At 66.1% G+C, this 22,359-nt stretch carries 19 protein-coding genes; 9 read left to right on the top strand and 10 right to left on the bottom strand.

From position 1 onward, the window contains the following. Positions 1-41 precede the first annotated feature (41 nt). Complete coding sequence (locus KW845_RS20815; protein WP_218371217.1) at positions 42-956, bottom strand: LysR family transcriptional regulator; 915 nt, start codon at positions 954-956, stop codon at positions 42-44. A gap of 130 nt (positions 957-1,086) precedes the next feature. Between KW845_RS20815 and KW845_RS20810 the strand changes: the two genes are divergently transcribed. Then, a complete protein-coding gene (locus KW845_RS20810; RefSeq protein WP_370628262.1) occupies positions 1,087-1,881 on the top strand; it encodes an SDR family NAD(P)-dependent oxidoreductase in 795 nt (264 codons plus the stop codon). A 14-nt stretch (positions 1,882-1,895) separates the two neighbouring features. Here KW845_RS20810 and KW845_RS20805 read toward each other — a convergent pair whose 3' ends face one another. Both KW845_RS20805 and KW845_RS20800 read right to left on the bottom strand, forming a co-directional pair. Continuing rightward, the gene (locus KW845_RS20805) at positions 1,896-3,191 is read right to left on the bottom strand and encodes a putative Na+/H+ antiporter (RefSeq protein WP_218371216.1); all 1,296 of its coding nucleotides are present in this window, start codon (positions 3,189-3,191) and stop codon (positions 1,896-1,898) included. Positions 3,192-3,293: 102 nt separating this feature from the next. Further along, positions 3,294-4,904: a GMC family oxidoreductase gene (locus tag KW845_RS20800; RefSeq protein WP_218371215.1), complete on the bottom strand. Its 1,611-nt coding sequence runs from the start codon at positions 4,902-4,904 to the stop codon at positions 3,294-3,296. 286 nt (positions 4,905-5,190) lie between these two features. Here KW845_RS20800 and KW845_RS20795 point away from each other — a divergent pair, with 286 nt between their 5' ends. Together KW845_RS20795 and KW845_RS20790 are read left to right on the top strand one after the other, a co-directional pair. Next, entirely contained in the window at positions 5,191-6,036 is an 846-nt protein-coding gene (locus KW845_RS20795; protein WP_218371214.1) for a cyclopropane-fatty-acyl-phospholipid synthase family protein, read from the top strand. Further along, a complete protein-coding gene (locus KW845_RS20790; RefSeq protein ID WP_218371213.1) occupies positions 6,033-7,385 on the top strand; it encodes an APC family permease in 1,353 nt (450 codons plus the stop codon). Before KW845_RS20795 ends, KW845_RS20790 begins: the two co-directional genes overlap by 4 nt. Before the next feature lie 64 nt (positions 7,386-7,449). Here KW845_RS20790 and KW845_RS20785 read toward each other — a convergent pair whose 3' ends face one another. The 6 genes from KW845_RS20785 to KW845_RS20760 all read right to left on the bottom strand — a co-directional run bounded on the left by KW845_RS20785 (position 7,450) and on the right by KW845_RS20760 (position 13,952). Then, entirely contained in the window at positions 7,450-8,331 is an 882-nt protein-coding gene (locus tag KW845_RS20785) for a hypothetical protein (protein ID WP_218371212.1), read from the bottom strand. Next, positions 8,328-10,247, bottom strand: coding sequence for an iron-containing redox enzyme family protein (locus KW845_RS20780; RefSeq protein ID WP_218371211.1), 1,920 nt, complete (start codon positions 10,245-10,247; stop codon positions 8,328-8,330). The genes KW845_RS20785 and KW845_RS20780 overlap by 4 nt, the downstream gene beginning before the upstream one ends. A gap of 15 nt (positions 10,248-10,262) precedes the next feature. Then, a complete protein-coding gene (locus KW845_RS20775; protein WP_218371210.1) occupies positions 10,263-11,186 on the bottom strand; it encodes a fatty acid desaturase in 924 nt (307 codons plus the stop codon). Further along, positions 11,164-11,940, bottom strand: a complete 777-nt coding sequence (locus KW845_RS20770) for a sterol desaturase family protein (protein WP_218371209.1) — start codon at positions 11,938-11,940, stop codon at positions 11,164-11,166. The genes KW845_RS20775 and KW845_RS20770 overlap by 23 nt, the downstream gene beginning before the upstream one ends. Before the next feature lie 234 nt (positions 11,941-12,174). Further along, on the bottom strand, positions 12,175-13,131 hold the full coding sequence (gene dapA / locus KW845_RS20765; protein WP_218371208.1) for a 4-hydroxy-tetrahydrodipicolinate synthase: 957 nt from the start codon (positions 13,129-13,131) through the stop codon (positions 12,175-12,177). Positions 13,132-13,466: 335 nt separating this feature from the next. Next, positions 13,467-13,952: a GAF domain-containing protein gene (locus KW845_RS20760; RefSeq protein WP_218371207.1), complete on the bottom strand. Its 486-nt coding sequence runs from the start codon at positions 13,950-13,952 to the stop codon at positions 13,467-13,469. A 130-nt stretch (positions 13,953-14,082) separates the two neighbouring features. Here KW845_RS20760 and KW845_RS20755 point away from each other — a divergent pair, with 130 nt between their 5' ends. The 5 genes from KW845_RS20755 to KW845_RS20735 all read left to right on the top strand — a co-directional run bounded on the left by KW845_RS20755 (position 14,083) and on the right by KW845_RS20735 (position 19,157). After that, positions 14,083-15,282 carry a PLP-dependent aminotransferase family protein gene (locus tag KW845_RS20755; RefSeq protein WP_218371206.1) on the top strand — a complete coding sequence of 400 codons (1,200 nt, stop codon included), beginning with the start codon at positions 14,083-14,085 and terminating at the stop codon, positions 15,280-15,282. A gap of 71 nt (positions 15,283-15,353) precedes the next feature. After that, complete coding sequence (ubiA, locus tag KW845_RS20750) at positions 15,354-16,280, top strand: 4-hydroxybenzoate octaprenyltransferase (RefSeq protein ID WP_218371205.1); 927 nt, start codon at positions 15,354-15,356, stop codon at positions 16,278-16,280. Positions 16,281-16,324: 44 nt separating this feature from the next. After that, on the top strand, positions 16,325-16,735 hold the full coding sequence (locus tag KW845_RS20745; RefSeq protein WP_218371204.1) for a DUF1090 domain-containing protein: 411 nt from the start codon (positions 16,325-16,327) through the stop codon (positions 16,733-16,735). A gap of 712 nt (positions 16,736-17,447) precedes the next feature. Beyond that, entirely contained in the window at positions 17,448-17,840 is a 393-nt protein-coding gene (locus tag KW845_RS20740; RefSeq protein ID WP_218371203.1) for a DUF4148 domain-containing protein, read from the top strand. Between the two features lie 207 nt (positions 17,841-18,047). Beyond that, positions 18,048-19,157 (top strand): saccharopine dehydrogenase family protein, encoded by a 1,110-nt coding sequence (locus KW845_RS20735; protein ID WP_218371202.1) that lies wholly within the window; start codon positions 18,048-18,050, stop codon positions 19,155-19,157. A 12-nt stretch (positions 19,158-19,169) separates the two neighbouring features. Here KW845_RS20735 and glcC read toward each other — a convergent pair whose 3' ends face one another. After that, entirely contained in the window at positions 19,170-19,934 is a 765-nt protein-coding gene (gene glcC / locus KW845_RS20730; protein WP_218371201.1) for a transcriptional regulator GlcC, read from the bottom strand. 238 nt (positions 19,935-20,172) lie between these two features. Here glcC and KW845_RS20725 point away from each other — a divergent pair, with 238 nt between their 5' ends. After that, positions 20,173-22,356: a malate synthase G gene (locus KW845_RS20725; protein WP_218371200.1), complete on the top strand. Its 2,184-nt coding sequence runs from the start codon at positions 20,173-20,175 to the stop codon at positions 22,354-22,356. Positions 22,357-22,359 lie beyond the last annotated feature (3 nt).

Here is a 22,359-nt window from a genome sequence, read left to right as displayed (position 1 = left end):
GAAAGTGTTGAATTTTAGCGGTTTTTGCCAAAAAGGCCGGTTCAGGTTTCCCGACAGGGGGTTTCCAGCAGCCCGGCATGCTGGCGTATCGACGCCATGACCTTCCGCATTAACGGGGGCGGATCACATTCGCGCCGGGTCACGAGCCCGATGGCGCGCTCCGGGGCGCCCTCCAGGGCGGTGATCTGCAACCCGTCGGCCCAGGCCAGGCGCGCGCCGGTGAGGGGCAGCAAAGCCACCCCGCAGCCGGCCTGCACGAAGCGCGAGATGCTGGCCAGATTATGCAGTTCCAGAATGGGGCGGAACGCCAGGCCCTTGCGCAGGAAGGCGGCCTCGCTATGGCGCCGCGTGCCGGTACCGCGCGGCATGGATATCAGCGGCAAGGCGCCGATCGCCTCTTCGGACCATACGTGCGAATCAAGGTGCAGGGCAAAGCCGGACGAAGACAGCAGCACGAAGGGTTCGCGCAGCAGTACCTCGTAGGCCAGGTCGGATTCTTGTATATCGGTGCCGGTCAGCGCCAGGTCGACCTTGCGCGCGCGCAGCAGGTCGATGGCGTGGTCGGTGAACACATCATGCACCTTGATCCGTGCCCGGGGCATTTCCTGGCGCAGCGCCGCCACCGCCGGCGGCAGTAATGCCGCCGCCACCGTAGGCAGCGCGGCAATGGCAATGCGCTGCGTATTGCGCCGCGCGATTTCGTCGAGCTCGGTGATGCCCGCGTCGAACTCATGGGCGATGCGGCTGGCCACCACCGTCAAAGACGCGCCTTCTTCGGTCAGCGTGACGTTGCGCGTATTGCGATCGAACAGGCGCACGCCGATTTCCGCTTCGATCTCGCGCACGATGCGGCTGAGCCGCGGCTGCGTCACGCAGAACTGGGCAGCTGTGCGACTGAAGCTCAGCGACTCTGCCAGGTAGATGAAGATGCGCAGCTGGCGTGGAGATAGATTCATTCTTTTAGAGCATCAATCCAGGTGAAAAAGCAATTTCCAACGCCTGCGCTGCTTTATTACCATGGATCGGCAGGGTAGAGAAGCAAGGCGGCACGCCATCATGTGGCCGCCGCAACCAATGGAGCGCATTGTGCTGAGACTGGATGGACAGGTGGCTTTGGTAACGGGCTGCGGATCACTCGGGCCGGGATGGGGCAACGGCAAGGCTATCTCGGTATTGCTTGCCCGCCAGGGCGCCCGGGTATTCGGCTGCGATCGCGATCTCGATGCCGCCCGCGCCACGCAGGCCATCATCGACGACGAGCAGGGCACTGCCGATACGATGGCCGCCGACGTGACCGATCCTGTCCAGGTGCGTGCGCTGGTCGATGCCTGCATGGCCCGCTACGGCCGCATCGACATCCTGGTCAATAACGTGGGCCGCTCCGAGCCTGGCGGCCCGGTAGAAATGGATATCGACACCTGGGACGAACAGATGGATGTCAACGTCAAGTCTGCCTACCTGACCTGCAAGCATGTGCTGCCCATCATGCAGGCCCAGGGCGGCGGAGCGGTAGTGAACATCTCGTCGGTGGCGGGCCTGCGCTACGTGGGCAAGCCGCAAGTGGCGTACGCGGCGGCCAAGGCGGCGCTGATGCAATTGACCCGCACGACTGCCGTGCTGTATGCCGACCGCGGAATACGCATGAACTGCGTGGTACCGGGTCTGGTGTTCACGCCCCTGGTCAAGCGCCTGGCCGACAAATACGCACGGGGAGACTTCGATGGATTCGTCGCCCATCGCCACCAACAGGTGCCGATGGGGCGCATGGGCGATGCCTGGGACGTCGCGCATGCCGCCTTGTTCCTGGCCAGCAAAGAAAGCCAGTACATCACGGCGCAAGCCCTGGTGGTCGATGGCGGCCTGATCGCCGCCACGCGTTGAAGTGCCGCGACTTTTCAGTGCGGCCCGACCGGCAGCAGGAACATGCCGGCGGCCACCAGGGTAGGCAGCAGCGCCGACAGGAACAGCCGGCCCGCCGAGATGGCCTCGTTGGGAAAATACGGCCGCAAAATCGCGTAGCCGGCAGGGTTGGGAGCATTGGCGATGACGGTCAGCCCGCCGCCTGTGACGGCGCCGGCCACCAGCATGTAATGCCAGGTGGGGCTGGCGCCTTCCACCAGCGAACCCAGGTAGGTCAGCGCAGCATTGTCGGTAATGGCGGTCAGCGCGGTGGCGCCCCAGAACAGCACGGTGGGTTCCAGGCCGCCCAGGAAGTCTTGCAACCACCATTTCTGCAGGCCGCCCAACACCACCAGGCCGGCCAGGAAGAAGCCCACCATCAGGCCCTCGCGGATCAGCAAGCGGTCTTGATGGCGCCGATAGGCGTGCGAAAAACCGATGAACATCATCATCAGGCCCAGGAACACGGCGGGATGATGCGCCGTCATGACTACGCCCACCAGGAACACCAGGTGGATCAGTATCACGGGCCAGGGCACCGGCTCGCGCCCTGAAGGCGTATCGTCGGCGGCATTGACGCCGCTGCCGGTGCCGATACGGTGGTCGGTCAGCGCGTCGCGGCAGATCCAGGTCAGGACTGCGGCGTTGATGAACACGGCAATGGCGGCGCGCCAGCCGAAATGCGCGGCCATGAAGGCCGTGTCCCAGCCGAAGGTCGAAGCCACCATCAGCACCGGCGGGGCCGCATAGGCAGTCAGCACGCCGCCGATCGACACGTTGACGAACAGCACGCCCAGCGCCAGGTATTTGAAGCGCGTATGGCCGGCCACGCGGAAGTAGCCGTCGCGCAGCAGGATGGCGGCCAGCGTCATGGCGGCCGGCTCGGTAATGAACGAGCCGCCCAGCGGCACGATCGACATCACCACGAAAAAGGTGGCCACTTCGCGCTGCAGCGGCAGCAGGCGCGCCAGGCTGCGCACCACCACGCCCACCAGTTCCAGGATGGGGCGGCTGGCGGCCACCACCATGATCACGAACACGAACAGCGGCTCGGTGAAGTTGCGCGTGTCCATGTACTGGATGGCGGTCTCGCTGCCGCGCAGCAGCGCCATGCAGACGATCAGCACGAAGGCCCACACGCCGAATACGGCCTCGACTTCGGACAGCAGGTGCCAGCATCCCGCATGCGGGCCGTTGCGGTGCGCCAGCCGCGCGAAGACAGGTACCGAGAACGTATGGATCACGGCCACCGCGAACAGGACGGTGGCGAGCAGTTCGATTGTGTCAGGCATCAGAAGTGAATCCCGGAACGGACCCGCTCGCGCGGGGCCAGGATGAACGAACCTGGTGCCGCTGCGCGCGCGAAAACTGTCGGACTATACCCCAGCGGCCTCTCATCGCAGCAGGTGCGCGCCTTTCTCGGCGATCATGATGGTGGGCGAATTGGTGTTGCCCGACGTGATGGTGGGCATGATGGACGCGTCGATCACGCGCAGCCCTTGCAGGCCATGCACGCGCAGTTCGGGGTCCACCACGGCCAGGGCGTCTACGCCCATCTTGCAGGTGCCCACCGGGTGGAAGATGGTCGTGCCGATATCGCTGGCGGCGCGCGCCAGTTCCTCGTCGGTCTGGCAAGCGTTGCCCGGCTTGTATTCTTCCGGCGCGTAGCCAGCCAGCGCCGGCTGCGCCACGATATGGCGGGTCAGCCGCAGGCTTTCGGCCGCCACGCGCCGATCGGCCTCGGTGGCCAGGTAGTTGCACAGGATCTCGGGGTGGTCGTCGGCCTGCGGGCTGGTGATGCGCACATGCCCCCGGCTGGTTGGGCGCAGGTTGCAGACCGATGCCGTGAACGCCGGAAATGCGTGCAGCGGTTCGCCGAATTTTTCCAGGGACAGCGGCTGCACATGGTATTCGACGTTGGCGCGCGCCTGGTCCGGCCCGGAACGCGCAAAGGCCCCCAGCTGCGACGGCGCCATGCTCAGCGGACCACGCCGCCACATAGCGTACTGCGCCGCCATCATCGCCTTGCCCCACAGGGTGCCGGCAATGGCGTTCAAAGTCTTGGCACCCGTCACGCGGTAGATCATGCGCAACTGCAAGTGGTCTTGCAGGTTCTCGCCCACGCCGGGCAAGTCGTGCACCACCGGCACGCCGCGTGCCTGCAGCAAAGCGGCCGGACCCACCCCCGAGACCTGCAGCAACTGGGGCGACCCGATGGCACCGGCCGCAAGGATGACCTCGGCGCGCGCGCGGGCGACCTTTTCCGTACCATCGTCCAGGCGGAAAGCCACGCCATCGGCGCGGCGGTTCTGGAACACCACGCGCGACACTCGCGCGCCCGTCATGACATGCAGATTCGGCCGGGCGGCCGCGGGTTTCAGGAAGGCGCTGGCCGCGCTCCAGCGCACGCCGCGGCGCTGGTTCACTTCGAAATAATCGCAGCCTTCGTTATCGCCCCGGTTGAAGTCGGACACCGAAGGGATACCGGCCTGCGCAGCCGCGGCCCGGAAAGCATCGAGCAGGTCCCAGGACAGGCGCTGGCGCTCGACCCGCCATTCGCCGCCGGCACCGTGAAAACCGCTGGCACCGGCATGATGGTCTTCGCTGCGCGTGAAGAAGGGCAGCACTTCGTCCCAGCCCCAGCCGGCATTGCCCAGCGCGGCCCAGCCATCGTAGTCGGCGCGCTGGCCGCGCATGTAGATCATGCCGTTGATCGACGAGCTGCCGCCCAGCACGCGTCCGCGCGGATAGCCCAGGCTGCGTCCGTTCAGGCCGGGATCGGGATGAGTGCGGTAGCACCAGTCGGTGCGCGGATTGCCGATGCAATACAGGTAGCCCACCGGGATGTGGATCCAGTGCCAGTTGTCGCGCCCGCCGGCCTCGAGCAGCAGCACGCGCTTGCTGGCGTCGGCCGACAGGCGGTTGGCCAGCAGGCAGCCGGCCGACCCGGCGCCCACCACGATGTAATCGAACACCAGATCGGTGCCGCCAGGATCGAGGGCCATGGAACTTGTCTCCCGTTGTTGGTACGCCGGCATGGGGACGCCAGCCTTGCGCGCGGCCGGTCGCCTGGTGCAGGGTTGTAGAACACAAGCGTCCCGCTGCCTACCCGGATACGCCCTAATCATCCCGCTTGGCGCGGCGCCGCACTCGTGCGGTGCAGGGCGTTGACGAGACGTAACAAGGGTTGAAAGATCCGAGCGTAGCATTGATGATCTTGTTCAGTTTATTGTCAGCAGCGTGCCGGGCCGGTAGTTGCAAGGCCAGTCGCACGTCCACCGGAGCCCCCCAATGCCCGCGACTCGACCCGCCCCGTCCACGCCCGCCTTTTCACGCCGCCATGCGCTGGCCGCGCTGGCTGCCACGCTTGCCCTGGCCACCTCGCCCGCCTGGGCCGCCGACCCGGTCCGGCTGGACGTGCCCTTCGTGCCTACGCCCAACGATGCGGTGGCCAAGATGCTGGACATGGCCTATGTCGGCCCGCAAGACACAGTCATCGACCTGGGCTCGGGCGATGGCCGCATCGCCATCGCCGCGGTGCGCGACCGCAAGGCCACGCAGGCCACCGGCATCGACATCGACCCCGAACGCATTGCCGAAGCCCGCGCCAACGCCCAGAAGGCCGGGGTACAAGACCGCGTGCGCTTCATGCAGCAGAACCTGTTCGAGACCGACATCTCGAAAGCCACGGTGCTGACCATGTACCTGCTGCCCGATGTGAACCTGAAGCTGCGCCCGCGCATTCTCAGCGACCTGGCGCCGGGCACGCGGGTGGTGTCGCACGCGTTCACCATGGGCGACTGGGACAGCGACCAATACGAAAACGTGGATGGCCGCTCACTGTATTTGTGGATCGTACCTGCCAAGGTGGCCGGCACCTGGCAGATCCAGCACCCCGACGGCCCTATCACGGTGCAGATGTCGCAGCACTTCCAGAAAGTCACCGCCACCGCGCGGCGCAACGATGCGCAACTGGGCGTGTCGCAAGCCCTGCTGCGCGGCGACCGCCTGAACCTGGTGTTCGATGACGGCGGCAAGCCGCTGCAGTTCGTGGGCCAGGTACGTGGCGACGCCATCGTGGCGCTGGCCGCCGACGGCGCCGAGCAAGGTTGGCAAGCCAGCAGGCAAGCACCATGAGTGCAGCCGCTCCCGCCCAGGGCCGGCCCGCCGGCCTGTCGGTGCTGGATGGCGTGGCCGTACTGGTCGGGGTCGTCATCGGCATCGGCATTTTCGGTTTCCCGCCCCTGGTGGCGCAGCATGCCAGCTCGCCTGCCATGTATATCCTGCTGTGGCTGGCCGGCGGCGGCGTGATGCTGCTGGGGGCGCTGTGCTACGCCGAACTGGGTTCCACCTACCCGGATTCCGGCGGCGAATACCGCTACCTGACGCTTGCGTGGGGCGCGCGTACCGGGCTGATGTTCGCCTGGGCGCGCTGCACCGTCATCCAGACCGGCGCCATCGCGGCGGTGGCATTCATCTATGGCGACTACGCCCAGCAACTGCTCGACCTGGGTGCGCAAGGTGCCACCCTGCACGCAGCCCTGGCCGTCGTGGCGCTGACCGCCCTGAACGTCGCGGGCACCCAGCCGTCCAAGCGGCTGCAGATCGTGTTCACCGCGATCACAGTGACCGCGCTGGTGGCGGTGGTGGTCGCCGGCATGCTGGCTGGCGATGCCCCCGCCCAGGCGCTGGCCGCCAACAGCCCGCCGCCGCAAGAGGGCCTGGCCAGCATGCTGGGCCTGGGCATGGTGTATGTGCTGCTTACCTACGGAGGCTGGAACGAATCGGCCTACCTGTCGGGCGAGCTGCGCGATCCGGCCCGCAACATGAGCCGCGTGCTGTTGATCGGCACGGCGGTGGTCACCAGCGTCTACTTGCTGGCCAATATTGCGCTGCTGGACATGTTCGGCCTGCAAGGGCTGCGCCAGGCCAACGCGGTGGGAGCCGACGTCATGCAGATCGCCGCGGGGCCGTACGCCGCGGTGCTGCTGAGCCTGCTGGTGTGCTGCACGGCGCTCAGCACCATCAACGGCACCATCATGACCGGCGCGCGCGTGTACGTGGCGCTGGGCGACGATGTTCCGGCGCTGCGCCGGCTGGGTGGCTGGTCGGCGCGCGGGCAGGCGCCGACCCGGGCCTTGCTGGTGCAAGGCTTCATCACGCTGGCGCTGGTGGGCTTCGGGGCGCTGGCCGATAACGGCGTGCAGGCGATGGTGGCCTATACCGCGCCGGTGTTCTGGTTTTTCATGCTGCTGGTGGCAGCCTCTTTATGGCGCCTGCGCCGCCTGCACCCCGATCGCGTGCGCCCCTTCAGTGTGCCGCTGTACCCGCTGACGCCACTGCTGTTCGCACTGAGCTGCGCCGGCCTGGTGTGGTCCAGCGCGCGTTATGCGGGCATAGGAGCGTTGGTGGGAATCGTGGTGTTGATAGCGGGACTACCGTTGATTTGGATCGCGCGGGGAAAGGGACTCAGGGATCCAGGGTAGCTGGGTTGGTTCTTTTGGCGTCGTCGCGGACCGGCGTGAATGCATAGGCGCGGTTCGGTCTACATCAAGCAGCGGGCTTCGCTTCAGTCTTCATCTGCATCAACAAACTATGCAGCATCTCTGTCGACAGCCCGTGCAGCACCAGCCGATAGCCGGCCCGCAGGGTCGACATGGGTACCAGGGGATGTTTGTTGTTGACCAGGATCAGGTGTTGCGGGGCGCCCAGTATCTGCGCGGCGTAGATGCCTACGGTTTCGTCGAGCTGCAGCGAATTGGCCGCGCGCCAGAAATCGTTGTCGGTCAGCATCAGTTGATAAAGCGGCGTGAACAGCTCGATGGCGCTTTGCAGGTCCAGCAAATTGCGCCGGCGCCGCGGCATGTCGGCCAGTTGCAGGCCGGGGTCGCGCACCATCGAGAAATCCACCTGCGCGGGCGCCTGCATTTCCACACCGGCCTCGCGCAGCGTGCGGTTCAGGCGGATCACGAAATTGAACAGGTTCAGGTCGTGCTTGACGAACATTTCGTCTTTCAGATCGGCGATGCCCTGCGGTTCCAGCGGCGTGGTCGTTACCGGCACCGGCGCATTGCGCGCGATGAACGCCAGGATCTGCGAACCCAGGTGGAAGTGGCGCAGGATCAGCCAATTGGCCTCGGGCGATACGAAGTGCTCCAGCCCCCACGCCAGAATGCGGTGCAACAGTTTCGAATGCGACCACTTGCGCGGCAGGAACGTCTTGACGATCTGGATCAGGATGATGAACGCACGCGCCAAGGGCCGCAGAAAAGGCAGCAAGTATTGCCGCGACCCGCAACTGGAATCGGCCAGCCAGGCTTCTTTCACGGTGTCGGGCAAGGGCGTGCTGCGGTCCAGGTACAGCGCCAGCCAGGGGCTGGGATCGGCAGGATCATGCTCGCGCGTCAGGAAATCGGGCGTGCGGGGATTCATGCGGGGTCGGCCTCCATCACGTGATGGAACTGCATCAGGTAAAGCGCCGCGGTGCGGCGGGCGGTGTCCACGATACGGCGTTCCGCTTGCCCGCGGTCGTCGGCGTCCAGCGCCAGTTCCACCGCCATCAGCCAGCGCGCCAAATGGTTTTCGTCGTTGTGGCCATGGTATTCCAGGAAGCGGAACCGGTCGGGCGGCAAATCCAGGCTGGCTTTCAGCAACGGCAACAGCGCCGGCACGATGCGCTGGCCGGTGCCCTCGATGATATAGATGGCGCCCAGCAGGCCGATCGGGTCACGCGTGGCCGCCAGCGCATGCAGGTAGGCATTGAGCGCCTCGCCGCCGGGGTTGCGGCGCAGGGTATCGATGTCGGTCTCGGTGCCGCCCGCCTTGCGATAGTCCTGGAACAGGATCTGGAAATCGTCCTGCTCTTCGCCGGCATGCACGCCGATCAGATCTGCCAGCGGCCGATAGGTATCGCCCAGCGATGCCGCGCCCTCGCGCATCCACTTGCTGCCTTCGCGCACTTGCGGAATCCAGTGCGCCATCCAGTTCACATAGTCGGCCGCGGTGAAGCGGCGTTCGCGCAGGTGGCGCACCACCGGCGTGCGCCACACGCGCGAACGATAGTCATGCCAGATCGACGCCAGCTCGGTCAGCAGCGGGCCCAGGCCCTGCGGCGCGCTGCCGGGATCGTGCGGCGGGGCAATGGCATCGGCATCGTCGCTGGCAACTGGGGCGACCGCCGGCCGGGCGCTACCGGCGGCTACGGCCGGCGCATCGACGGCCTCGGCTTCGAACAGCATGTAGGCCGTCATGAAGCGTCCCGATTCCGGGATATAGCAAAACACCTGCTGGCCCGGCTTCAGCGCATGCGTCTCCAGGAACTCGGCCAGCATGATCAGGATAGACGCGGCGCCGGTGTTGCCGCGCCAGGCCAGGTTGCTGAACCAGCGTTCGCGCGGTATCGACAAGCCGGCCTTGTCCATCAGGTCTTCGACCACCGGGATGAATTTCTCGGACGAGTAATGGCACAGGAAGTGGTCCACGCGCCCGGGATCGACCCAGCCGTCGCGCACCAGGCCGGCGTATTCATGGATGCCGATATCGAACAAGTGCGGCAGCAGCCGGATGTCCTGGCGCAGCGCCAAGGCGCCGGCCGCTTCGGCTTCGGCCCACGAACCGTAGTCCAGGTGGGCCTGGCCGCCCTCGGCCGCCAGGCCCAGCTGCATGCAGACCGGGTAGTCGCCCGAGAAGGCGCGCTGGTGCACCCACCTCAGCCGCAGCCGCACGCCCGCCGAAGCGCCCGGCAGCGGCGCGCCGCGATGGCCCAGCAAGACCGCGCCGGCGCCGTCCGACAGCATCCAGCGCAGGAAGTGCGCGTCGAAGTCGGCGTCGTAGCCGCGTGCCGCGAACCGCGAACGCTTGAACAGGCGCGACGGCATTTCGCTGGCCACGGCCAGCGCGCGGCGGTGCGCCCCCAGTTCGATACCTTGCGCGGCCGCCTGGATGGCCGACACGCCCGCCGCGCAAATGCCATGTACCGACACGACTTCCATGGGCGGGGCCGCCAGCTCGCCCTGGATCATGTTGGCAAAACCAGGCATGAGCGCATCGCCGCCCGACGACCCGCTGGCCAGCAGCGACACGTCGGCCAGGCCGCGGTCCTGCCGGCGCAGGCAATCGCGGATGGCCTGCGCTGCCTGCGCGGCGTTGGTAAAGCGCGTATCGCCCGCCTCGTCGATGGCGTAATAGCGCTGCTTGATGCCATTCTCGGCCAGGATGCGCTGTTTGATACGGCCCGACATGCGGTTCAGGGGTGCAATGTAGCGGTCCATGTCCTGGTTGGCCACGGGCTCGCCCGGCATGAAATAGCCGGCGCTTTCCAGATAGACGCGATCGAAGGCAACAGGCATGGGAAGAACGGGCTCCTAGTCTTGGACGATGTGTTCCGGGCGCATCAGGGTACGGCTGCGGCAACGGGGCCAGGCCAACCCCAGCACGAACACGCGCAGCATGTACGGCACCAGGCCGGGTTCGACCAGCGCCGGATCGAGGCGATGGCGATAGTGTCGGGCATGCAGGCGCGTCAGTTCCGACCAGTGAGCGCGCGCATGTTCGTGATGCGCCGTGTGCAGGCCGATATTGAACAACAGCGGATTGACCAGCCCTTCGAAATTGCGGGCATAGCTCAGGCGCGCGTGGCGCTGCGGGCCGCCGTCGGTGTGGGCGTGCTGCAGATAGTTGGTGGCCAGCAGCCAGTGCAGGCCATGCAATTGCGGCAAGATGACCAGCACCAGCGCCTTGCCGGGATTGGCCGCCAGCAGGCCGCCCCACAGGCCCAGCCAGGCCGCGTATTGCCACAGGCAATAGCGCCAGGCGCCCGGACGATGGCGGCGCAGCCGCCCCAGCCAGCGCCAGAACAGCGGGTACAGCGTCCAGGCGGCCTGCAACGGATGCAGCAGGTAGCCCAGCAGATGATTGGTATCGCCACCGTAGCGATAGGTACGCGCCAGGTCGCGGGCGCCGTGCTTGTGGCGATGATGATTGCCCGCGTGCGCGGGAAAGAACACGAAGGTGGGATGGCCTTGCAGCAGGGTCAGCGCCATGTCGGTCGCGCGGTTGGCCGCACGGCGGCGCCACATGCGCAGGTGCGCATGGTTGTGGTGGACCACGCCTATGCCCAGCGTCAGGAACAGCATCAGGCCATACGGCAGCCAATGCAGCCCGTATATCCATTGCCAGGCCGCCAGCGCGGGCAGCGCCACCATATAGGCCAGGCTTTGCAGGTCGCGCCCGTTGCGCAGCACGCGGCGACGCCGGGCCGGCGGCCTACGCGCGGCGGCCAAGCGCATCTCGCTGCCGGGCCGCGCCCAGTTGCGCGGCCGCCGCGTCGGCCTGCAAGCGCGTGCCGAACAACCGGTCCATGAACGTGAACTGGAACCCGTAGTTGCCGTGATAGCAGGCATGATGCAGGTGGTGCCGGCGGCTGGCGGCAAACCAGTGCGCATACGACACGCCCGGGAAGAAATCGTAGTTGGCGTGCCCCACGCAATTGAAGAACAGGCTGAACAGCGGCACCGAGAACAGCGACCAGAAGCTGAAATCGTGCAGCATCATCGGCAGCAGGATCACATTGCCCAGCATCAGGGCCTCGATGGGATGGAAGCTGTAGGTCGAGAACGGCGTGGTCACGACCGAACGATGATGCGGCAGGTGGAAGCGGCGCAGCAGGCGGGTATGCAGCAAGCGGTGGTTGACCCAGAAGTGCACGTCATTCCAGGCCACCAGCACCAGGATCTCGAGCGCGATCCGCCCCGCGCCGGCATCCGGGTCCAGGTGCGCCCAGCCCAGTTGCAGCAGGCCCCACGGGAAGACCATGCCCAGGCCGAAGATCAGCACCGAAATGCCCGACTGCGCCAGTTCGCGCCGTAGCTGGCCTGGCGCAAGCGGGCGCGGGTCCAGCACGCGGCCGATGCCCAGCGCCGGCAGCACATGGCGGGTCAGCAACCATGTGGCCGCGCCGAACAGCAGATAGATGCCCCCGAAGAACAGCAGGCCCGCGAACATGACCTGCCAGGCCGACAGCGATTGGAATGCTTGCGCCATGAAAGTCCGTAGCCCGCCTCCGGGCTGCCCAGGATCGCCGCATCATAGCAATCTGCCGGCGCGGTGCCACGGCGGGCGCCGCCTGCCGGGTCTTGTCAGGTGTCAGGCTCCCGCCAGGGTGCCTGACACCATACGACTGAGACAGCCTTGCCACACAATGGTGTCAGGCACCTGCGGAGCCTGACACCTGGCACCGTCGGTGTCCGACACCTGAAGATTCCTTGAGCTTCACGATCACGCTGCCGCCTGGCTGGGCAAGGGCGCCGCGCCGGCCAGCGCTGATGGCGGAAACTGCCGGTCCAGTTCCGCCACGGCTTGCGCCAGCCTGCCCGCCAGGTCTGCGCTGGCGCGCGGCATGGGCGGACGCAGCACGTCTTGCAGCAGCCACTGCCCGGCCAGCCAGGCCTTCAGCGGCCCCGGATTGGGCTCGGCGAACACCAGCCGGATCACCGGCGCCAGGGCATGGAACAGGCGGCGCGCGGTATCCAGGTCATGGGCGCGCACGGCACGGTCCAGCGCCACGAACAGGTCGGGGCGAATGTGGGCGGCCGCCGCGATCATCCCGCTGCCGCCCAGGCACAACGTAGACAGGGCATGCAGGTCTTCGCCGGCCATCACCTGCAACCCGCCGTGGGCGATCAGGGCGGCCGTCTTGTCCAGCGAGCCGCCGCAATCCTTCACGGCAGCGATATTGCCGTGCGCGGCCAAGGCCAGCAGCGTATCGGTGTCCAGCGTCGCGCCGGTGCGATACGGAATGTCGTACAGCACCAGCGGCACGCGCGAAGCGTCGGCAAGGGCATGGAAGTAGGCCTGCGCGCCCTGCTGGCCGGGTCGCACATAGTACGGCGCCGGCACCAGCACACCAGCCAGCGGCCGGGTGCCGAAGGCGGCCAGCCGCTGCAGCGCATGCCCCTGATGGTTGCCGGCCAGGCCCATCACCACCGGCAGGCCGCCCGCCTCATCCAGCACGGTATCCAGCACCGCCAGTTGCTCGGCATCATCCAGTGCGGCCGCTTCGCCGGTACTGCCGCACACCACCAGGCCATCCACGCCGGCCGCAGCGCAGTGGCGCACCAGGCGCCGCAACGCGCCGCCGTCGATGCCGGTGCCGGCACCGGAAAAGGGCGTCACCAGCGGCACCCACACGCCCTGGAATATCGCTGCCGAAGAAGAAAGAGAAGAAATTGCCATGACATACTCCTGCAAGACGGACCGCTAGGGGAAACCGTGCAGAAGTGCCAGGGATGCAGTGGAAAGCACGCAGCGCGCCGCGCCGCCGGATTGCCGCCGTTCCGTCGCCCATCTGACGGAACAGCCAGCTCCGGTCAGATGAGCTGCTGTTTTTTGGATTTCAGGCCGATGCAACGCACCGCCGCGCCGGGGGCGCGAAAGCAGGTAGCGAAGCAATGGGCCGCAATCATGGGAAGAAAACGCGCGGGCGCGAAAACCATTGAAGATACGGAAATCTACCGGGCGCCCCGCACGATGTCAACGCGCCCGTCACCCCAAGCCAGGGCCGTAAAAGGCTAGGCCAGGCTGTCCAGGAACACGGCGCACAGCGCCTGCATGCCCTGGCGGTCGTCTTCGTCGAAGCGGCCGGGCTCGGGGCTGTCGACGTCCCACACGCCAATCAGTTGGCCGGCCTGCACCAGGGGCACCACGACCTCGGAACGCGAGGCGGCATCGCAGGCAATATGGCCCGGGAAAGCGTGCACATCGGCCACCAGCTGGGTTTGCCGCTGGCTGGCGGCCGCGCCGCACACGCCGCGGTCCAGGGCAATGCGCACGCAAGCCGGCTTGCCCTGGAACGGGCCCAGCACCAGTTCGTAGCCATCGTAGAAGTAGAAGCCGGCCCAGTTGATGCGCGGCAGGGCCTGGTAGGCCAGGGCGGCGAAGTTGGCGGCGTTGGCAATGCGGTCGGTTTCGCCATGCAGCAGCGCGCGCGCCTGGGCGGCCAGTTCGGCGTAGAAACGCGGCTTGTCGTCGGTGGGCAGGTCGGTGGCGATGAACATAAAATGTAACTGTACAGGCAACTATCGAACCAACTGATTTTAGAGGCGGCACCGCATCATGCAGTGCAGTGTCGGCGTTGTGGGACAATATTTGCTCTTTTTTCCCGTTCTTTCGTCAAGAAGCCCTTCCATGGACAAGCCTTTCGAACCCGTGTGCGCATTTTCCGAACGCGCCAAGCAACTCACCAGTTCCGCCATCCGCGAAATCCTCAAGGTCACCGAGCGGCCCGAGGTCATTTCCTTCGCGGGCGGCCTGCCCGCCCCGGGCGGCTTTCCGGTCGAGGTAGTACGCGCGGCGTTCGACAAGGTATTGGCCACCAACGGCCGCGCCGCCCTGCAATACGGGCCCACCGAAGGCTATGCGCCGCTGCGGCAATGGGTGGCCGACGACCTGAACCGGGCCGGCGCCAATGTCGCCCCCGACCAGATCCTGATCGTCTCGGGTTCGCAGCAGGCGCTCGACCTGCTGGGCAAGGTGCTGATCGACGAAGGCAGCAAGATCCTGGTCGAAGACCCCAGCTACCTGGGCGCGCTGCAGTCGTTCAGCCTGTACCAGCCGCAATACGTGCCCGTGCCCACCGATGACGGCGGGCTGATCCCCGAATCCATCACGCCCGAACTGGCCGCTGGCGCACGCTTTCTTTATGCGCTGCCCAATTTCCAGAACCCCACCGGCCGCACCCTGAACCTGGCGCGCCGCAAGGCGCTGGTACAGCAGGCCGCGCAACTGGGCCTGCCCATCATCGAAGACGACCCCTACGGCGAACTGCGCTACGCTGGCGAGCCTCAGCCTGGCCTGCTGGCCCTGGCCGGCGAATACGGCGCCAACGTCATCCGCCTGGGCACGTTCTCGAAAGTGCTGGCGCCGGGCCTGCGCCTGGGCTACATCGCCGCCCACCGCAGCATCATCGACAAGCTCGTGCAGGCCAAGCAGGCCACCGACCTGCACACGCCCACGCTGACGCAAATGGCGGTGTACGAAGTCGTGAAAGACGGTTTCCTGGAAGAACACCTGCCCACCGTGCGCGAAATCTACCGCGCCCAGGGCCGCTGCATGCTGGAAGCCATCGAACAGGAATTCCCCGCCACGGTCAGCTGGACCAAGCCGGAAGGCGGCATGTTCCTGTGGGTGACGCTGCCCGAGCACATCGACAGCGCCCAGTTGCTGACCCAGGCCGTCGCGCAAAATGTAGCCTTCGTGCCGGGCGGGCCGTTCTATGCCGGCAAGCCCCGTGCCAACACGCTGCGCCTGAGCTTTGCCACGGTACCCGAAGAGCGCATCCGCACCGGTATCGCCATACTGGGCAAGCTGATCAAGCAATACGCCTGAACGCCGGGCGGCGGCCCGGCCGCCACCCCCGTTTCTTTTTAACGCCCCACGCCTACCCGTCGCATTGTCATATGGTGAGCGCGCCGCACTCAACGTCCCCCGATCTCAACGACATCGTCTTCACCGACTGGGTCGAACGCTGGCTGCCCCGCGCTTGGCGCCCCTATGCGCGCCTGTGCCGGCTGGACCGTCCCATCGGCACCTGGCTGACGCTGCTGCCGTGCATCGCCGCGCTGATCCAGGCGGCCGGCGGCCTGCCCGACCTGCGCCGCCTGATCATTTTCTCGCTGGGTGCGCTGCTGATGCGCGGCATCGGCTGCACGGTCAACGACATGTGCGACCGCGACATCGACAAGCACGTCGAACGCACGCGCTTTCGGCCGCTGACCAGCGGGCAGCTCAGCATGCGCAACGCCGTGTGGTTCTTGCTGGGCCAATTGCTGGTGTGCGGCTCGCTGCTCTTCTTCATCAATGACATGAGCCGCTGGCTGGCGGTGGCCGTGCTGCCCTTCGTCTTCATCTACCCGCTGTGCAAGCGGGTTACCTACTGGCCGCAAGTGGTGCTGGGCATCTGCTTCAACTGGGGCATGCTGATGGCCTGGTCCGATACGCAGAACATCTTGCCGTTGGCCGGCATCGCCATGTGGCTGGGCGCCGTGCTGTGGCAGGTGGGATACGACAGCATCTACGCCTATGTCGATGTGCGCGACGACCAGCAACTGGGCCTGCGTTCCACCGCCATGCGGTTCGGCGCGCAGGGCAAGCTATGGATCGGCGGCTTCTATATCGCCACCATTGCGCTGTGGGCCTGGGGCGGCTATGCCATGGGCCTGGGCTGGGGTTATCAGGTGGGCATTGCCGCCGTGGCCGCGCACTTGGCCTGGCAGCTGTATACGTTCAACCTGCAACGGCCCGACCGCAATTTCATGCTGTTCCGCGCCAACCTCTGGACCGGCGCCCTGCTGGTCGTGGCGGCGCTGGCCGGCACCCTGATCTGAACCCCGGCCACGGCCGGCATCCGACAACCCTGCAAGGATTCGCCATGCCCGCACGCGTTCGATTCTCTTTGGCACTGACTGCCGCCACGCTGGCCACGGCTGCGCTTTCGGCCGGCGCCCAGGCCGCGCAAGACTGCACCGCCCTGCGCGGCTGCGCAGCCAAGTTCTGCCATATCGAGAACGACATCGCCGCCGCGCAGGCGCAGGGCAACAGCCACCGCGAAGCCGGCCTGCGCCGCGCCTTGTCCGAGGCCCGCGGCTCGTGCACCGATGCCTCGCTGCGCGCCGAACGCCAGGACGCCATCGCCGAGCGCCGCGAAGAAGTCACCGAGCGCGAGGAAGAACTGGCCGAAGCCCGCCAGGACGGCCGGCAAGACAAGATCGACAAGGCGCTGCGCAAGCTGAAAGAAGCCCAGGACGACCTGAAAAAAGCGCAAGACGACCTGCTGCGCTAAGCTGCGAACGTACAGACGCCAGCAGGCTGAAGGCCCAGCCTTTCGTCGAATGAAGGATCGCTGCGCAACTTCCGACTTGGATGAAGTTCCGCAACTCTTTGAAGAAGCCTAATGAGGCACACTTGCCGCCTCACAGATTCTCAAGAGCGCGGAAGGGACGATGGGGGTCAACTGGAACGAAGGCATGATGCGCTGGGCGCCGTATATTGACGCGAACGGCCGGGCTATCCGCAAGTGCGGTTACGCCAAGGACGAAAACTACGTGCGTCGCGCAGGGGTTGACCACGCGATAGATTGAGCTGACCCTGCTGGGCGTTAAGCCACGCCCTCGAAGAACTAACGGCCCCGGAAAAGCGAAGGCCCCCGAAGGGGCCCCGTAGTCTGGTGGTCTGTTGCCTCCGCTTTTGGCGGAACCGCTTGCACGGCAGTCAACGCTTTTGCCCGAAGGCTCACCAGCTATTGCGTTGCTCTTGTTGTTACTCAAATTTGAGTCATGAGCAACCCAGCAAACAGAGGCGCGTAGAGTTTCACCGCCCAAACAGGCTCAATCCTTTCAGCAAACTGCGATTAGTCGTTTATTTGGAAAAATATTTTCAGAAAACTAGGGTTTATCCCAATCCCTCGCAGGTCCAGAATGTCTTCACCGGGAAACATTCGCACCCCAAGAAATCACCCAGGTGCGATGTCCCAACAAGACAACTGGAGATCTGCCATGAAGAACATTGCCACTGCCATCCTGCTTTCCCTGGGCGTCGCTGCCGGTGCCCAAGCCGCCGATACCCAATCGCAACCCCTGACCCGCGCCCAGGTGCAAGCCGAACTGGCCCAAGCCAAGGCCACCGGCCAATACAGCTTCGGCGAACTGGACTACCCCGCTCCCGCCCCCGCCGCCCAGGCATCCAGCGTCAGCCGGGCCCAGGTCCAGGACGAACTGGCCCAGGCGCGTGCCGCCGGCCTGATCACCTACGGTGAAGAGCAGTATCCGCCCCAGGTCGCCGACCAGGGCAGCCACCTGACCCGCGCCCAAGTGCAAGCCGAGCTGGCCCAGGCCAAGGCCGAAGGCCACTACTCGTTCGGCAACCTGGACTATCCGTCGCAAGGCTGATCCGGCCCCGCCGGCCCCAGCAGGAACGCAGGCCTTTTCTTCGGAAGGCCTGCGTGCTTTTGCGGGACGGTTATCACCCAATCAGACATATCAACCAATTTTCCAGTCTTTTTGTCTGAATTATTAGAACGAATCGATGTTTTGTACCCTACATATCGACTCAAGCTGGCGCTAGGATGAAGGCACACCTTCCACCAGGAGCCCGCCATGCCTCGCACACTGCAACCGGTCACCGTCCTGGGTGCCGGCAAGATCGGATACGCCATTGCCCTGCTGCTGCAACGCACCGGCGACTACGCGGTCTGCGTGGCCGACCAGGATGCCGCCCGGCTGGACGCGGTAGCGGCACTGGGCTGCCAGACCCTGCACATCGGCAATGATGATGCCGCCCTGCAAGACACGGTGGCGGGCCGCTACGCCGTATTGAACGCTCTGCCGTTTCACCGCGCCATCGCCGTGGCCGGCTTGTGCGCCCGTCACGGCGTGCACTATTTCGACCTGACCGAAGACGTGGCCAGCACGCATGCCGTCAATGCCCTGGCGCGCGAGGCCAGCACCGTGCTGATGCCGCAATGCGGCCTGGCGCCTGGCTTCATCGGTATCGTCGGCAATGACCTGGCGCGCCGCTTCGACACCTTGCTGGACCTGCGCATGCGGGTGGGCGCATTGCCTCGCTATCCCACCAACGCCTTGCGCTACAACCTGACCTGGAGCACCGAGGGGCTGATCAATGAATATTGCAACCCTTGCGTAGCCATTGTCGATGGCCAACTGACCAGCGTGCCGCCGCTCGAGGGCTACGAGACCTTCGCGCTCGACGGCGTCGAATACGAGGCCTTCAATACCTCGGGCGGGCTGGGCACCTTGCCCCAGACCCTGGCGGGCAAGGCCCGCAATGTCGACTACAAATCGGTACGCTACCCTGGCCACGGCGCCATCATGAAACTGCTGCTCAACGACCTGCGCCTGCGCGAGCGCCGCGAGCTGCTGCAAGACATCCTGGAAAACGCCATCCCCGCCACGGGGCAGGACGTCATCGTCATTCTGGCGACGGCGTCGGGCTACCGGCAGGGGCAATTGCTGCAAGAGTCGTATTCCACGCGCATCTACGGCGACACCGTGGACGGCCATGCCCTGAGCGCCATCCAGCGCTCGACGGCGGCCGGTATCTGCACCGCGCTGGACCTGGTGGCGCAGGGCACGCTGCCGCAACGCGGTTTCGTGGGGCAGGAAAGCATCGCGCTGGACGCGCTGCTGGCCAATCGCCACGGCCGCATCTATGCGGGCCAGGCCGTGCCCGACGCGCTGGCGGCCTGAAGCCGCGCGAGTCTAGGCCCAGCCTTCCAAGCGCAGGGTGGCGCGCACCAGGCGTTGTTCTTCTTGCTCGATCTCGCCCAGGCTTTGCCGCACGCTGTTGACGTGATCGGTGGCGGCCTTGTGGGCCTGCTCGGGCAGCCGCCCGATCACGGCATCGAACACGCCCGCATGCTGCAGGTCGATCTGGCGCTTGTGCGGCTCGCGGTGGTACAGGTTGTTGACGCAGGCAAACACCGACCCCAGCATCAGGTCGGTGAGCGATTGCAGGGTGTGCGTCAGCACCGGATTGTGCGAGGCCTCGCAAACCGCCAGATGGAAAGCGTGATCCAGGTGGGCATGCGTGGCGATATCGGTATCCTGCCCATGCGCGGCGATCATTTCTTCATAGCGGCGGCGGATCATGATGAAATCGGCCTCGGTGCCGCGTATGGCGGCCAGCCGCGCCGATTCGCCTTCCAGCAGGGCACGCACTTCCAGCAGGTCGTACAGCGTGCGCGGCTGCGAATGGAACAAATGCACCAGCGGGCCGGCGTCGACCTGCGAAATGGGCGCCACGAACGAACCCTTGCCCTGCTCGGTGCGAATGATGCCGCGGGCGCGCAATAGCTTCAGGCCCTCGCGCAGCGCGGTGCGCGACGCGCCCAGCTTTTCGGTCAGGCGGCGTTCGGACGGCAGGGCCTGGCCCGACTTGAGCACGCCGTCCATGATCAGACGCTCGATTCGTTCGGCCACCACATCGGCCACTTGGCGGCCGGTGGCCGCGACATCAGTTTCCATGCCACTCCAACTGGTATGACCAGATTGCACCAAGCTGCGCAACCGATCGATGCTTGCTCGGGCTCTTCCTCTCAAGATACTGAAATAAAACCATAAAAATTACCCGACGCGCAAATCGGGGGTAAATAAACTGGTATGACCAGTGTCCTGGGATATGGACATGGCTGGCTGCAGCCCCGATGATGTAGGTTCGCTGTGCCGGTTGAGCCGGCCCCGATTTTTCTTTTCCGAGACCCGCATGACTGAACGTATCCAGCAAGACGGCCTGCAAGTGGCGGCCGTGCTTCATCGCTTCATCGAGGACGAGGCGCTGCCCGCCAGCGGCATCGACGCTTCGCGCTTCTGGGCCGGCTTCGCTGCCCTGGTACGCGACCTGGCGCCCCGCAACCGCGCCTTGCTGGCCGAACGCGACAGCCTGCAGCGCGAACTCGACACCTGGCATCGGGCGCATCCCGGCCCGGTGCGCGACCTGCGTGCGTATCGCGCCTTCCTGGAACAGATCGGCTACCTGCTGCCCCAGCCTGATGCGGTGCAGGTTGAAACCGCCCATGTCGATGCCGAGATCGCCGAGCAGGCCGGCCCGCAGTTGGTGGTGCCCATGTCCAACGCGCGCTATGCGCTGAATGCGGCCAATGCCCGCTGGGGCAGCCTGTACGACGCCCTGTATGGCACCGACGCCATTGCGCCCACGCCGGGCGACACGGGCCGTGGCTACCATCCGCAGCGCGGCCAGGCCGTCATTGCGCGCGCCCGCGCCTTCCTGGACCAGGCCGCGCCACTGGCGCAAGGCTCGCACGCCGACGCCACAGGCTACAGCGTCGGCAACGGCCAGTTGCGCGTGGCGCTGGCACAAGGCAGCACCGGCCTGGCACAACCCGGACAGTTCGCCGGCTACCAGGGCGATGCGCAAGCGCCCCATGCCATCCTGCTCAAGCAGCACGGCCTGCACATCGAAATCCAGGTCGACCGCGCCCACAGCATCGGCGCCACCGATGCCGCCGGCATCAAGGACGTGGTGGTCGAAGCCGCGCTGACCACCATCATGGACTGCGAAGACTCGGTCGCCGCGGTCGATGCCGACGACAAGGTGCAGGTCTATCGCAACTGGCTGGGCCTGATGAAGGGCGACCTGGCCGAGCAAGTCACCAAGGGCGGGCAAACCTTCACGCGGCGCCTGAACGATGACCGCGAATACCGCACGCCCGGCGGTGGCACGCTGACGCTGCACGGGCGTTCGCTGATGTTCGTGCGCAACGTGGGCCACCTGATGACCAACCCCGCCGTGCTCGATCACGACGGCAAGGAAATCCCCGAAGGCATTCTCGATGCCGTGGTCACCACGCTGGCGGCCCTGCCCGACCGCGCCACCCGCCGCAACTCGCGCGCCGGCTCGATCTATATCGTCAAGCCCAAGATGCACGGCCCGGCCGAGGCGGCCTTTGCCAATGAACTGTTCGACCGCGTCGAAGACCTGCTGGACCTGCCGCGCCACACCCTGAAAATGGGCATCATGGACGAAGAGCGGCGCACCAGCGTCAACCTGAAGGCCTGCATCCAGGCCGCTGCCGGGCGCGTGGCGTTCATCAATACGGGCTTCCTGGACCGCACCGGCGACGAAATGCATTCCACCATGGAAGCCGGCCCCATGATGCGCAAGGGCGACATGAAGTCCAGCGCCTGGATCGTCGCCTACGAACGCAGCAACGTGCTGGTGGGGCTGGATTGCGGCCTGCGAGGCCGCGCCCAGATCGGCAAGGGCATGTGGGCCATGCCCGACCTGATGGCCGCCATGCTGGAACAGAAAATCGCCCATCCGAAGGCGGGCGCCAATACCGCCTGGGTGCCTTCGCCCACCGCGGCCACGCTGCATGCGCTGCACTATCACCAGGTCGACGTGCAGGCCGTGCAGCAGCAGCTCGAAGGCACATCGCTGGCCAGCGTGCGCGACGAGCTGCTCGACGGCCTGCTGACGGTGCCGGTGGGCAACCCGGCCGACTGGAGCCCCGACGACATCCGCCACGAACTCGAGAACAACGCGCAGGGCATCCTGGGCTACGTGGTGCGCTGGATCGACCAGGGCGTGGGTTGCTCGAAAGTGCCCGACATCAACAACGTGGGCCTGATGGAAGACCGCGCCACGCTGCGCATTTCCAGCCAGCACATCGCCAACTGGATGCGCCACGGCATCGCCACGCGCGACCAGGTGCGCGACACCTTCGAACGCATGGCCGAAGTGGTCGACCGCCAGAACGCCGGCGACCCCCTGTACCAGCCCATGGCGGGCCACTTCGATACCTCGGTGGCGTTCCAGGCGGCCTGCGCGCTGGTATTCGAAGGCCTGGCGCAGCCCAACGGCTACACCGAACCGCTGCTGCACCAGTACCGCCTGGCGTTCAAGGCCCGGCTGGCGGCCACCCGCTGAGGC

The organism is Bordetella sp. BOR01, assembly GCF_019218885.1.
GTDB lineage: Bacteria > Pseudomonadota > Gammaproteobacteria > Burkholderiales > Burkholderiaceae_B > Bordetella_A.
Note: the sequence above shows the minus strand (reverse complement) of the source record. Positions and strands in the feature narration are given on the sequence as shown.